Here is a 12,103-nt window from a genome sequence, read left to right as displayed (position 1 = left end):
TATTGCTACCTCAAGGATTATTTAGAATACAATTCTACAATCAAGCTTTCGTTGATTTCAGCAGGTAAATCAGAACGATCCGGTGCAGCTTTGAACGTACCTTCAAGTTTAGAATGATCTACTTCCATCCAAGAAGGAATGCCACGTTGAGCAGCTAATTCAATTGCGTTTTTGATACGTAATTGTTGTTTAGCGCCTTCGTGAACTGCAATCACGTCACCAGCTTTAACTTGGATAGACGCGATGTTAACGCGACGGCCATTTAAAGTGATTGAACGGTGAGATACTAACTGACGAGCTTCTGCACGTGTAGAACCAAAACCCATGCGATAAACAACGTTATCAAGACGGCTTTCAAGCAATTTCAACAGGTTTTCACCAGTTGCGCCTTTAACACGAGCAGCTTCTTTGTAGTAGTTACTAAATTGACGCTCTAAAACACCGTACATACGACGTACTTTTTGTTTTTCACGTAATTGTAGTGAGTACTCAGATTGTTTACCGCCACGAGCTCCACCATGTTGACCAGGAGCTTTAGCGTGTTTTTTAGTTTTGACGTCAAATGGTTTAACGCCAGATTTTAATTGCAGGTCTGTCCCTTCGCGGCGAGAGAGTTTGCATTTTGGACCAATATAACGAGCCATGAATGTTTCTCCTTACACGCGACGTTTTTTAGGTGGACGGCAACCGTTGTGAGGGATTGGAGTCACATCGGTAATGCTGTTAATTTTATAACCCACTGCACCTAATGCACGAACCGCAGACTCACGACCTGGACCAGGACCTTTCACAAGGACGTCCAAGTTTTTCAAACCGTAATCTAAAGCTGCTTTACCAGCAACTTCAGCAGCTACCTGAGCAGCAAACGGAGTTGATTTACGTGATCCACGGAAGCCTTGTCCACCTGAAGTGGCCCAAGCCAGTGCATTACCTTGACGATCGGTAATAGTCACAATGGTGTTATTAAAAGAAGCGTGAATGTGTGCAACACCTTCAGAGACGGTACGAGTGACCTTCTTGCGTGTGCGAGTATCTTTAGCCATCTTTTAGCTTCCAGAAATCTTATTTCTTAATTGGTTTGCGCGGACCTTTACGGGTACGTGCGTTAGTTTTGGTGCGTTGACCACGGACAGGCAAGCTGCGACGATGACGAAGACCGCGGTAGCAGCCTAAATCCATTAAACGTTTAATGTTCATGGAAATTTCGCGACGTAAATCACCTTCGGTCGGAACCTTGGCAACTTCTGCACGAATCGCATCAAGCTGAGCGTCATCTAATTCACGGATCTTAGTAGTAGTTGGGATACCTGCAGCAGCTAAGATTGACTTAGCAGTGTGGCGACCAATACCAAAGATGTACGTTAGAGAGATAACAGCATGCTTGTTATCCGGAATGTTTACACCGGCAATACGAGCCATTCAATTTTCTCCAAAAAGGCAGTAGAGATAATCAACCGCCCCACAAAAATCTTGAGGGGCGGATAATAACCCAATTCGCCTACTGAAATCAACAGGTCTTGATCAGATTAACCTTGACGCTGCTTATGACGAGGTTCTGCGCTACAAATTACGCGGATAACCCCATTACGACGGATAACTTTACAGCTACCACAAATTTTCTTTACAGAAGCTTGTACTTTCATGATGAAACCTCTAAGTGCGCTTATCCCTTAGGATGAGCAGTCGTTTTTCTCATTAACGTTTGATTGTCATACTGGTGCGAGGTGAGATGTGCTTGAAGCTGAGCCATAAAGTCCATCACCACCACTACCACGATCAGCAACGATGTTCCGCCCAAGCTAAATGGAATACCAAAAGAGCTTTGCAGAATCATCGGCATTAAACAGATGACAGTGATGTATATCGCGCCAATAAAGGTCAAACGATTGAGAATATGATCTAAGTAACGAGCAGTTTGCTCACCTGGACGAATACCAGGCACGTAAGCTCCGCTGCGTTTCAAGTTCTCTGACACTTCTTTAGGACTAAATACCAGTGCTGTATAGAAGTAACAGAAAAAGATAATTAACGCACCAAAGAGCACCAAATACAACGGCTGACCAGGCGATAACACCAATGCCAAGTCTTGTAGACTACGCTTGATAATTCCTGCACTTGGATCCGAACTACCAACCCACTGACCTAAGCTCGCTGGGAACAAAAGTAAAGAGCTGGCAAAAATTGCCGGAATTACACCCGCCATATTAATTTTTAATGGCAAATGCGTTTGCTGTGCAGTAAATACACGACGTCCCTGCTGCTTTTGGGCATAGTTCACCGGAATACGACGTTGCGCCTTCTCGATAAACACAATCGCTGCTAGTACAGCAATCGATAACAGACCAAAAATTGCTAGTCCAATTAGACTAGACTGGCCATTATCAACTGAAGTTAGAGACTGCATAACTAAAGTCGGCAATCCTGCAACGATACCTGCGAAGATGATCATGGAAATACCATTGCCCACCCCACGCTCGGTAATCTGTTCACCCAGCCACATCAGGAACATGGTCCCCGCAACCAATGAGGTTACTGCAGGAACATAAAAAGCCAGACCAGAGGTCAGGGTAATTCCCTGGCTGATCAGGCCAGCACACATACCGATTGCTTGCACAAGTGCAAGGAACAGCGTGCCTTGTCGTGTGTATTGGTTAATCTTACGTTTGCCCTGCTCGCCTTCTTTTTTCAAAGCTTCGAGCTGAGGAACCACAGTAGACATCAACTGCACGATAATCGATGCAGAGATATATGGCATGATCCCTAAAGCAAGAATCGACATTCGCTCTAATGCACCACCTGAAAACATGTTAAACAAACCAAGGATGGTACCTTGGTTTGCATTAAACAGATTTTCTAGCGCAGCATTATTAATCCCTGGTACTGGAATATGCGCTCCTAGTCGAAATACCAACAACGCACCAATGAGAAACATCATTCGACGAATAATTTCACGGTATTTCACATGAAATGGTTGGCCTTTCATCATGTTGACATGACCTGAAGAACTAGGAGTCATAGACACTGGGGATTACTCCTCGACTTTACCGCCAGCAGCTTCAACAGCAGCTTTAGCGCCTTTAGTCAATGCGACACCTTGTACAGTGAATGCACGAGTAATTTCACCAGAAAGTACGATACGAGCACGAGTCATGTCTTTACGTACAACGTTCGCAGCTTTTAAAGTTTCAAGAGACACGATGTCTCCTTCAACTTTAGCAAGCTCAGATAAACGTACTTCAGCAGTTTTCAAAGCCAATTGGCTAGTGAAACCGAATTTAGGCAAACGACGATAAAGTGCAGTTTGACCACCTTCGAAACCTGGACGAGTACCACCGCTCTTACGTGAGTTTTGACCTTTGATACCACGACCACCAGTCTTACCAACGCCAGAACCGATACCACGGCCTAAACGAAGGTTGTCACGCTTAGCACCTTCTGCAGGTGCAATTGTATTCAAACGCAGAGTCATGGCTTATTCCTCTACACTAACCATATAGTAGACTTGGTTGATCATACCACGGTTAGAAGGCGTATCTTGCACTTCTACAGTATGACCAATACGACGCAGACCTAAACCTTTCAGGCTCAGCTTGTGATTTTTCAAGCGGTGCGATGCAGATTTAGTCTGGGTAACTTTAATCGTTTTCATGATTGATTACCCTTGAATTTGTTCTACTGTTAAACCACGTTTCGCAGCAACTTTCTCAGGAGAAGTCATATCACGCAAACCGTTAAAAGTCGCGTTTACTACGTTAGCAGCGTTTGTAGAGCCATAACATTTAGTTAATACGTTACGTACGCCAACAGCTTCTAAAACTGCACGCATCGCGCCACCAGCAATTACACCAGTACCTTCAGAAGCAGGTTGCATGTAAACGCGGCTTGCACCGTGACGAGCATTGATAGGGTGCTGAACAGTACCATCAACAAGGTCAACAGTAATCATGTTACGACGAGCAGCTTCAAGTGCTTTAGAAATAGCAGCTGGAACTTCACGCGCTTTACCACGACCAAAACCTACGCGACCATTACCATCACCCACAACAGTTAATGCTGTGAAAGAGAAGATACGACCACCCTTAACAACTTTGGCTACACGATCAACGGCAACCAGCTTTTCAACAAGACCTTCGTTTTGTTCAACTTTAGCCATGATTAGAACTCCAAGCCGTTTTCACGGGCAGCATCAGCCAAGGCTTTGATACGACCATGATATTTGAAACCAGAACGGTCAAATGCAACTTTAGTAACACCAGCTGCTTTAGCGCGTTCCGCGATTAAAGCACCTACTTTCTGAGCTGCTTCAACGTTACCAGTAGTACCCGCACGTAGAGTAGCGTCTAGAGTAGAAGCTTGCGCTAATACTTTGCCGCCATCTGCTGAGATAACTTGAGCATAGATGTGACGCGGAGTGCGGTTTACACACAAACGAGTCGCACCCAATGCACGGATGTGCAAGCGTGTGCTTTTCGCACGACGCAAACGGGATTGTTTCTTTTCGTTCATAAGAACCTCGCGCCTTATTTCTTCTTAGCTTCTTTACGAAGTACAACTTCGTCAGAATAACGAACACCTTTACCTTTATAAGGCTCTGGTGGACGGTAACCACGGATATCTGCAGCGACTTGACCTAGAACTGCTTTATTAGCAGATTTAAGTACGATTTCAGTTGCAGTTGGAGTTTCAGCAGTTACACCTTCAGGAAGCGTATAGTCGATCGGGTGAGAGAAACCAAGGTTAAGGTTAACAACGTTACCTTTAACCGCAGCTTTATAACCAACACCGATAAGTTGTAACTTACGTTCGAAACCTTCGCTTACACCTTTTACAAGGTTGTTAAGCACAGCGCGAGCAGTACCAGCTTGCATCCAAGCGTCTTTAGATTCAGCTTTAGGAGCAATAACTAGAGTACCGTCTTCCTGTTTTAGCTCGACCAGCGCATGCAGGTTGAAAGACAATGTACCTTTGCTGCCTTTCACTTCGACCTGCCGGCCGTTCTGAGTAACTGTTACACCGTTAGGTACAGTTACTGGGGCTTTAGCCACACGAGACATGAGGAATCACCTATTAAGAAACAAAAGCAATAACTTCACCACCAACGCCTGCAGCACGTGCAGCGCGATCAGTCATGATGCCTTTGCTTGTAGAAACAATTGCAATACCTAAACCTTGCTTAACGCTTGGAAGTGCATCTTTACCGCGATACTGACGTAGACCTGGACGGCTTACGCGTTTCACAGTTTCGATAACTGGCTTGCCTTCAAAATATTTTAAAGTCAAAGTAAGAGTTGCTTTGCCTTCAACTTCAGCAACTTCTACGTTTGAAATATAACCTTCTTGTTGAAGTACGTTAGCAATCGCAACTTTCAACTTAGAATTAGGCATAGAAACAGTTTGTTTCTTTGCCATTTGTGCGTTACGAACACGTGTTAGCATGTCGGCAACGGTATCTTGCATACTCATTTATAGTGCTCCTTACCAGCTTGCCTTAACAACGCCAGGTACATCACCTTGCATTACTTTATCGCGTACCATGTTACGGCTTAAGCCGAACTTACGGAAGTAACCATGAGGACGACCAGTTAAACCACAACGGTTACGTAGACGTACTGGAGATGCATTACGTGGTAATGCTTGTAATTTCATCATCGCATCGAAACGTTCTTCATCTGAAGCATTTACGTTTGCAATGATTGCTTTTAATTCAGCACGTTTTGCAGCGTATTTAGCAACAGTAGCTTCGCGTTTCAATTCGCGATTAATCATACTTTTCTTAGCCATTTCGACCTCTTATTTGAACGGGAAGCCGAATGCACGCATTAGCGCACGGCCTTCGTCATCGGTGCGAGCAGTCGTAGTGATGGTAATGTCCATACCACGAATACGGTCAATCTTGTCAAAATCGATCTCAGGGAACATGATCTGTTCTTTAAGACCCATTGAGTAGTTACCACGACCATCAAATGATTTCGCAGAGAAACCACGGAAGTCACGGATACGAGGAATCGCAATCGAGATCAGACGGTCTAAGAATTCGTACATACGTTCGCCGCGTAAAGTAACTTTACAACCAATCGGCCAACCATCACGGATTTTGAAACCAGCGATAGATTTACGAGCTAACGTAAGAACTGGTTTTTGACCAGCGATAGCTTGCATATCAGAAAGAGCACCATCAAGGAGTTTCTTGTCAGCAGAAGCTGCACCAACACCCATGTTGATAGTGATTTTAGTGATGCGAGGGATCTCCATCACATTCTTAATTCCCAATTGTTCTTTTAATTGAGCTTTAAGTTCGTCGTTGTAACGTGCTTTAAGTCTGGCCATTGCCTTTTTCAACCTATTACTTCGCTACCGCCACTGATTCACCATTAGATTTGAATACGCGAGTTTTCACGCCATCAATCGTTTGGTAACCAACACGGTCAGCCTTTTGGGTTGTAGCATTAAAAATTGCCACGTTTGAAATGTGAAGCGAAGCTTCTTGAGTTACGATGCCGCCTTCAGCGCCAGTAACACGGTTCGGCTTTTGATGCTTCTTCACCAAGTTAAGGCCTTCAACCTTAACGCGGTCATTAGAAACAGACAGAACAGTACCCTGTTTGCCTTTTTCTTTACCTGCGATCACAATTACTTGATCGCCTTTTTTAATCTTAGCCATGATCGCCTCTTATAGAACTTCAGGAGCCAATGAAATAATTTTCATGAACTGTTCAGTACGAAGTTCACGAGTCACTGGTCCGAAAATACGAGTTGCAATCGGCGCTTTGTTGTTGTTCAAAATAACAGCAGCGTTATCGTCGAAACGAATCACTGAACCGTCTGGACGACGGATACCGAATTTTGTACGTACAACTACTGCATTCATCACGTCACCTTTTTTAACACGTGCGCGTGGAATTGCTTCTTTTACAGTAACTTTAATAATGTCGCCAACAGAAGCATAACGACGATGTGAACCACCAAGTACTTTAATACATTGTACGCGGCGAGCACCACTGTTGTCTGCTACGTCGAGCATAGTTTCGGTCTGAATCATTGCCCTACTCCAAAACCGAGCATCACCGGTCACAATTTCGAAAGGCTCAAAGAGTACTCGAAATTGACCGATGATGCAACAAGAACGTTAATTACTCAGCAGCTGCTTCAACAACTTCAACTAAAGTCCATGACTTAGTTTTAGACATTGGGCGGCTTTCTTTAATGGTTACAACGTCGCCAACTTTAGCTGTGTTGTTCTCATCATGAGCATGTAATTTTGTTGAACGGCGGATTGATTTGCCATACAACGGGTGTTGAACACGGCGTTCGATAAGAACAACGATAGATTTTTCCATCTTGTCACTTACTACTTTGCCTGTTAACGTGCGGACTGTATTTTCACTCATTGTCCGTTCCCCTGTTTTTCGGTAAGGAGGGTCTTGATACGAGCAATAGTCTTGCGAGTCAATTGCACTTCGTGCGATTTACCCAATTGACCAGTTGCTTTCGCCATACGAAGACGGAATTGGTTTAGCTGTTGCTCATCAAGCAAAGCTGTCAACTCTTCTACCGACTTTTCACGTAGATCTTTAGTTTTCATTACATTACCGTCCGAGTCACGATAGTGGTTTTAAACGGAAGTTTAGCAGCAGCAAGCGTAAACGCTTCGCGAGCTAGGTCTTCGTTAACACCATCAATTTCGTACAAGACTTTACCTGGTTTGATTTGGCAAACCCAGTATTCCACAGAACCTTTACCTTTACCCATACGCACTTCAAGTGGTTTAGAAGTAATTGGCTTGTCCGGGAATACACGGATAAAGATTTTACCACCACGTTTAATACGACGGCTAATTGTACGACGCGCTGCTTCAATTTGACGTGCAGTCATTTGACCACGTTCGATTGATTTAAGTGCGATAGTACCAAAAGATACTGAGCTACCGCGGTGAGCTAGACCAGTGTTACGGCCTTTTTGCACCTTACGGAATTTAGTACGTTTAGGTTGCAACATGGATTATTCTCCTTTTTCAGCAGAACGATCATTGCGACGACCACGACGCTCTTGACCTTCACCACGACCGCGACCGCGTTTAGCTGGACGTTCTTCAGCTGGAGCTGGGTTCATGACTTGTTTCATGCCACCCAAGATCTCACCACGGAAGATCCAAACTTTAACACCAATCGTACCGTAAGTAGTCTCAGCACGCATAGTCGCGTAGTCGATATCTGCACGAAGAGTATGTAGAGGTACACGACCTTCACGATACCATTCAGTACGAGCAATCTCAGCACCACCTAAACGGCCTGAAACTTCTACTTTGATACCTTTCGCACCAGCACGCATAGTGTTTTGAACCGCACGCTTCATAGCACGACGGAACATTACACGTTTTTCCAATTGAGAAGCGATAGCTTCAGCAACTAGACGCGCGTCTAAGTCTGGACGATCAATTTCGTTGATACTTACTTGCGCAGGAACACCCATAATAGATGTTAATTCGCGTTGTAATTTCTCAATGTCTTCGCCTTTTTTACCGATTACGATACCAGGACGAGCAGTGCTAATAGTTACTTTAGCAGCGCCTGTTGGACGTTCGATAAGAATATTGCTGATCATTGCATTCTTAAGTTTTTTAGTTAAAAACTCACGAACTTGCAAATCTTTAAGCAAGTATTCAGCGTATTGTTTCGGACTCGCATACCAGTTAGCGTTATGACGTTTCACAACACCTAGGCGGATACCGATTGGATGAACCTTCTGACCCATATCAAACCCCTACCTTAACGGTGATGTGACAAGTACGCTTAGTAATACGATCTGCACGGCCTTTAGCACGTGGCATAATACGTTTCAGGCTCATGCCTTCATCAACGTAAATCGTAGAAACTTTAAGGTCGTCTACATCTAAACTGTTATTATGTTCAGCGTTTGCAATTGCAGATTCCAACGCTTTCTTAACCAATACTGCAGCTTTTTTGTTGCTGAAGTTTAAGATGTTAAGGGCGTGCGCAACAGATTTGCCGCGGATAAGATCTGCAACCAAACGAGCTTTTTGTGCCGAGATAGCGGCACCGCGTAATTTAGCAGTTACTTCCATCATAGCACCTATTAACGTTTAGATTTCTTGTCAACACCGTGACCACGGTAGGTACGAGTCGGTGCAAATTCACCAAGCTTGTGTCCAACCATATGTTCAGAGATGATCACTGGAACATGGTTACGGCCATTGTGTACAGAAATTGTTAAACCAACAAAATCCGGGAGGATCATCGAACGACGCGACCAAGTTTTGATCGGCTTACGGTTATTAGCCGCGATAGCCGCTTCAACCTTAGCGAACAAGTGCGCATCGACGAATGGGCCTTTTTTCAGAGAACGAGGCATTGTCAGATTCCTTTACTTGTTACTTAACGCGACGGTCGCGAATAATCATCTTAGTCGTACGCTTGTTGGTACGTGTTTTGTACCCTTTAGCTTTTTGACCCCATGGGCTTACAGGTTGAATACCTTTGTTACGCCCTTCACCACCACCGTGTGGGTGATCAACTGGGTTCATCGCCATACCACGAACGGTAGGACGAACACCACGCCAGCGTGATGCACCAGCTTTACCTAGTGAGCGAAGGTTGCTTTCTGAGTTAGATACTTCACCTAACACAGCGCGGCATTCAACATGAATTTTACGCATCTCGCCTGAACGAAGACGAACGATAGCGTAAGAACCGTCACGACCCAACAACTGAACAGAAGTACCAGCTGAACGAGCTAACTGCGCGCCTTTACCGATTTTAAGTTCGATGTTGTGAAGAGTAGAACCGATAGGCATGTTGCGAAGTGGCAAGCAGTTACCTGGACGGATTGGAGCATCGTTACCAGATTGAACTGAATCACCAGCGCGTAAACCTTTAGGCGCGATGATGTAGCGACGTTCACCGTCAGCATACTTCAACAACGCAATGTGCGCAGTACGGTTTGGATCGTATTCAATACGCTCAACTACAGCTGGAATGCCGTCTTTGTTACGTTTGAAGTCGATTAAACGGTAGTGTTGTTTGTGACCGCCACCAACGTGACGAGTCGTAATGTGACCGTTGTTATTACGGCCGCCAGTACGTTTTTTAGCTTCAACTAGTGGAGCATAAGGCGCGCCTTTGTGAAGGTGATCATGAACCACTTTCTCTACAAAGCGACGTCCTGGAGACGTTGGCTTACATTTTTGAATAGGCATAGTTTTCGTCCTTATTCCGCTGCGCTTTCAGCGGCATCGCCCAAGTCAGCCATTTCAACATCTTGGCCAGCTTTCAGGGTGACGTATGCTTTTTTAACATCAGAACGACGTCCTAATGTTTTACCAAAGCGTTTAGTTTTACCTTTAGTGATCGTAGTGTTAACTTTAACAACTTCTACACCAAACAATTGTTCAACTGCTTTTTTGATTTCAAGTTTGTTTGCATCAAGTGCAACTTTGAATACTTGAACACCAGCAGTTTCACCTAAAACTTGTGCTTTTTCTGAGAAAACAGGTCCTTGCAGGACTTGATATAAACGTTCGTTGTTCATCCGAGTTCTACCTCAATTTTCTTAGCAGCAGCTACAGACATAACAACTTTATCGAACGCGATCAAGCTAACAGGATCGATTGCAGTCGCATCAACCACATCAACGTGTGGAAGGTTACGAGCAGCTAGATACAAGTTCTCATCAACAGCATCAGTAACGATCAATGCACGAGTAGCATTCAAGTCGTTAAGTTTTGCAAGCAATTCTTTAGTTTTTGGAGCTGCAACAGCAAACTCTTCAACTAGAACTAAGCGATCTTGACGAACAAGTTCAGCCAAGATGCATTGCATAGCACCGCGGTACATCTTACGGTTTACTTTTTGAGACCAGTCTTGTGGACGAGCAGCAAAAGTTTTACCACCGCCAACCCAGATTGGGCTACGAATAGAACCAGCACGAGCGCGGCCAGTACCTTTTTGACGGAATGGTTTTTTACCACCGCCAGAAACGTCTGCACGTGATTTCTGAGCTTTAGAACCTTGACGACCACCAGCTAAGTAAGCTGTAACAACTTGGTGTACAAGAGCTTCATTAAATTCACGACCGAACGCAACTTCTGATAATTCAACAGCAGAGCCGGAAACAGTATTTAAATTCACGTTATTTCCCCTCAGGCCTTGATCGTAGGACGAACAGTTACGTCGCCACCAGTAGCGCCAGGAATCGCACCTTTAACCACTAGAACTGAACGTTCTGCGTCGATAGATACAATTTCAAGACCCTGTACAGTTACGCGTTCAGCACCTAAATGGCCAGCCATTTTTTTGCCTTTGAACACGCGACCAGGAGTCTGGTTTTGACCTGTAGAACCTAGAACACGGTGAGAAACAGAGTTACCGTGAGTAGCGTCTTGAGTACGGAAGTTCCAACGCTTAACACCACCTTGGAAACCTTTACCTTTNNGCTTGATAACCATCAGTTTCAAGCGTTTTGATTTGAGTGATGCGGTTAGGATCAACCTCAATCACTGTAACAGGCACAGAAACACCAGCATCTGTAAAGATACGTGTCATACCGCACTTGCGACCGACTAAACCAATAGCCATGTGCATAAACCTCTAAAAAAGCGGCCTAATTAACTTAGAGCGTTAATTAACCCGAAAGCCTTAACCCAATGCGATCTGAACATCAACACCAGCTGCAAGATCTAACTTCATCAATGCATCTACAGTTTTGTCTGTAGGTTGAACGATGTCGATCAAACGTTTGTAAGTGCGGATCTCGTATTGGTCACGCGCATCTTTGTTAACGTGTGGCGATGTTAAAACGTTAAAACGTTCAATGCGTGTAGGCATTGGAATTGGACCACAAACTTGTGCGCCAGTACGTTTTGCTGTTTCTACGATTTCTTGAGCTGATTGATCAATAAGACGGTGATCAAAAGACTTAAGACGGATACGAATTCTCTGGTTAGACATACCAGTTAACTCCAAGCCAAATATATAAAGAATCACTCTTGACGCATCTCACCCCACTATTTGAAGGCAAGTGTCAAGAGCAGTGAAATATCACTAAGGTCGTGATCGATGCCACGACTGTAACGATAGTTAACTACTTT

Annotated in this window: 24 protein-coding genes and 2 pseudogenes; all 26 read right to left on the bottom strand. The window is 44.4% G+C overall.

The features are described 5' to 3' along the window. Nucleotides 1-17: 17 nt before the first annotated feature. The 26 genes and pseudogenes from rpsD to rpsJ all read right to left on the bottom strand — a co-directional run bounded on the left by rpsD (nt 18) and on the right by rpsJ (nt 11,963). Complete coding sequence (gene rpsD, locus B3J29_RS09000) at nt 18-644, bottom strand: 30S ribosomal protein S4 (protein WP_004786890.1); 627 nt, start codon at nt 642-644, stop codon at nt 18-20. A 12-nt stretch (nt 645-656) separates the two neighbouring features. Further along, on the bottom strand, nt 657-1,043 hold the full coding sequence (gene rpsK / locus B3J29_RS08995; protein ID WP_001040166.1) for a 30S ribosomal protein S11: 387 nt from the start codon (nt 1,041-1,043) through the stop codon (nt 657-659). Nucleotides 1,044-1,062: 19 nt separating this feature from the next. Further along, nucleotides 1,063-1,419 (bottom strand): 30S ribosomal protein S13, encoded by a 357-nt coding sequence (rpsM, locus tag B3J29_RS08990; RefSeq protein WP_005233747.1) that lies wholly within the window; start codon nt 1,417-1,419, stop codon nt 1,063-1,065. Between the two features lie 107 nt (nt 1,420-1,526). Then, nucleotides 1,527-1,643 (bottom strand): 50S ribosomal protein L36, encoded by a 117-nt coding sequence (gene rpmJ, locus B3J29_RS08985; RefSeq protein ID WP_000867907.1) that lies wholly within the window; start codon nt 1,641-1,643, stop codon nt 1,527-1,529. A gap of 20 nt (nt 1,644-1,663) precedes the next feature. Then, nucleotides 1,664-2,983 (bottom strand): preprotein translocase subunit SecY, encoded by a 1,320-nt coding sequence (gene secY, locus B3J29_RS08980; RefSeq protein ID WP_171065444.1) that lies wholly within the window; start codon nt 2,981-2,983, stop codon nt 1,664-1,666. Between the two features lie 45 nt (nt 2,984-3,028). Further along, complete coding sequence (rplO, locus tag B3J29_RS08975) at nt 3,029-3,469, bottom strand: 50S ribosomal protein L15 (RefSeq protein WP_004786897.1); 441 nt, start codon at nt 3,467-3,469, stop codon at nt 3,029-3,031. 3 nt (nt 3,470-3,472) lie between these two features. Next, nucleotides 3,473-3,649, bottom strand: coding sequence for a 50S ribosomal protein L30 (rpmD, locus tag B3J29_RS08970; RefSeq protein WP_004786899.1), 177 nt, complete (start codon nt 3,647-3,649; stop codon nt 3,473-3,475). A 6-nt stretch (nt 3,650-3,655) separates the two neighbouring features. Continuing rightward, nucleotides 3,656-4,153 carry a 30S ribosomal protein S5 gene (gene rpsE / locus B3J29_RS08965; RefSeq protein WP_004786901.1) on the bottom strand — a complete coding sequence of 166 codons (498 nt, stop codon included), beginning with the start codon at nt 4,151-4,153 and terminating at the stop codon, nt 3,656-3,658. Between the two features lie 2 nt (nt 4,154-4,155). Further along, nucleotides 4,156-4,506, bottom strand: coding sequence for a 50S ribosomal protein L18 (rplR, locus tag B3J29_RS08960; RefSeq protein ID WP_004281497.1), 351 nt, complete (start codon nt 4,504-4,506; stop codon nt 4,156-4,158). Between the two features lie 14 nt (nt 4,507-4,520). Then, a complete protein-coding gene (gene rplF, locus B3J29_RS08955; protein WP_286965057.1) occupies nt 4,521-5,054 on the bottom strand; it encodes a 50S ribosomal protein L6 in 534 nt (177 codons plus the stop codon). Nucleotides 5,055-5,067: 13 nt separating this feature from the next. Beyond that, nucleotides 5,068-5,463: a 30S ribosomal protein S8 gene (gene rpsH / locus B3J29_RS08950; RefSeq protein WP_004786905.1), complete on the bottom strand. Its 396-nt coding sequence runs from the start codon at nt 5,461-5,463 to the stop codon at nt 5,068-5,070. Between the two features lie 12 nt (nt 5,464-5,475). Next, the gene (rpsN, locus tag B3J29_RS08945; protein WP_004786907.1) at nt 5,476-5,781 is read right to left on the bottom strand and encodes a 30S ribosomal protein S14; all 306 of its coding nucleotides are present in this window, start codon (nt 5,779-5,781) and stop codon (nt 5,476-5,478) included. 9 nt (nt 5,782-5,790) lie between these two features. Further along, nucleotides 5,791-6,327: a 50S ribosomal protein L5 gene (gene rplE, locus B3J29_RS08940; RefSeq protein WP_004786908.1), complete on the bottom strand. Its 537-nt coding sequence runs from the start codon at nt 6,325-6,327 to the stop codon at nt 5,791-5,793. A gap of 16 nt (nt 6,328-6,343) precedes the next feature. Next, complete coding sequence (gene rplX, locus B3J29_RS08935) at nt 6,344-6,661, bottom strand: 50S ribosomal protein L24 (RefSeq protein ID WP_004786911.1); 318 nt, start codon at nt 6,659-6,661, stop codon at nt 6,344-6,346. A gap of 9 nt (nt 6,662-6,670) precedes the next feature. Next, nucleotides 6,671-7,039, bottom strand: coding sequence for a 50S ribosomal protein L14 (rplN, locus tag B3J29_RS08930; protein ID WP_001982634.1), 369 nt, complete (start codon nt 7,037-7,039; stop codon nt 6,671-6,673). A 91-nt stretch (nt 7,040-7,130) separates the two neighbouring features. Beyond that, complete coding sequence (rpsQ, locus tag B3J29_RS08925) at nt 7,131-7,388, bottom strand: 30S ribosomal protein S17 (RefSeq protein ID WP_004786913.1); 258 nt, start codon at nt 7,386-7,388, stop codon at nt 7,131-7,133. Then, complete coding sequence (gene rpmC, locus B3J29_RS08920; protein ID WP_004786915.1) at nt 7,385-7,582, bottom strand: 50S ribosomal protein L29; 198 nt, start codon at nt 7,580-7,582, stop codon at nt 7,385-7,387. The genes rpsQ and rpmC overlap by 4 nt, the downstream gene beginning before the upstream one ends. After that, nucleotides 7,582-7,995, bottom strand: coding sequence for a 50S ribosomal protein L16 (gene rplP, locus B3J29_RS08915; RefSeq protein ID WP_004786917.1), 414 nt, complete (start codon nt 7,993-7,995; stop codon nt 7,582-7,584). The genes rpmC and rplP overlap by 1 nt, the downstream gene beginning before the upstream one ends. Further along, a pseudogene (gene rpsC / locus B3J29_RS08910) lies at nt 7,935-8,751 on the bottom strand (30S ribosomal protein S3). Before rpsC ends, rplP begins: the two are co-directional and overlap by 61 nt. A 1-nt stretch (nt 8,752) precedes the next feature. Next, a complete protein-coding gene (gene rplV, locus B3J29_RS08905; RefSeq protein WP_001982638.1) occupies nt 8,753-9,082 on the bottom strand; it encodes a 50S ribosomal protein L22 in 330 nt (109 codons plus the stop codon). An 11-nt stretch (nt 9,083-9,093) separates the two neighbouring features. Continuing rightward, complete coding sequence (rpsS, locus tag B3J29_RS08900; RefSeq protein ID WP_004673001.1) at nt 9,094-9,369, bottom strand: 30S ribosomal protein S19; 276 nt, start codon at nt 9,367-9,369, stop codon at nt 9,094-9,096. 19 nt (nt 9,370-9,388) lie between these two features. Then, on the bottom strand, nt 9,389-10,213 hold the full coding sequence (gene rplB, locus B3J29_RS08895; RefSeq protein ID WP_005233738.1) for a 50S ribosomal protein L2: 825 nt from the start codon (nt 10,211-10,213) through the stop codon (nt 9,389-9,391). A gap of 11 nt (nt 10,214-10,224) precedes the next feature. After that, nucleotides 10,225-10,545, bottom strand: a complete 321-nt coding sequence (gene rplW, locus B3J29_RS08890) for a 50S ribosomal protein L23 (protein WP_004786923.1) — start codon at nt 10,543-10,545, stop codon at nt 10,225-10,227. After that, entirely contained in the window at nt 10,542-11,144 is a 603-nt protein-coding gene (gene rplD, locus B3J29_RS08885) for a 50S ribosomal protein L4 (protein ID WP_004786925.1), read from the bottom strand. The genes rplW and rplD overlap by 4 nt, the downstream gene beginning before the upstream one ends. 11 nt (nt 11,145-11,155) lie before the next feature. Next, nucleotides 11,156-11,591 (bottom strand): annotated as a pseudogene (gene rplC / locus B3J29_RS08880) (50S ribosomal protein L3). Between the two features lie 60 nt (nt 11,592-11,651). Next, nucleotides 11,652-11,963: a 30S ribosomal protein S10 gene (rpsJ, locus tag B3J29_RS08875; RefSeq protein ID WP_000070912.1), complete on the bottom strand. Its 312-nt coding sequence runs from the start codon at nt 11,961-11,963 to the stop codon at nt 11,652-11,654. Between the last annotated feature and the right edge of the window lie 140 nt (nt 11,964-12,103).

Origin of the sequence: Acinetobacter sp. UBA5984 (genome assembly GCF_002429925.1) — a bacterium.
Taxonomy (GTDB): domain Bacteria; phylum Pseudomonadota; class Gammaproteobacteria; order Pseudomonadales; family Moraxellaceae; genus Acinetobacter; species Acinetobacter variabilis.
The sequence above is the reverse complement of the archived record's forward strand: the minus strand, read 5'-3'. Positions and strand labels throughout refer to the sequence as shown.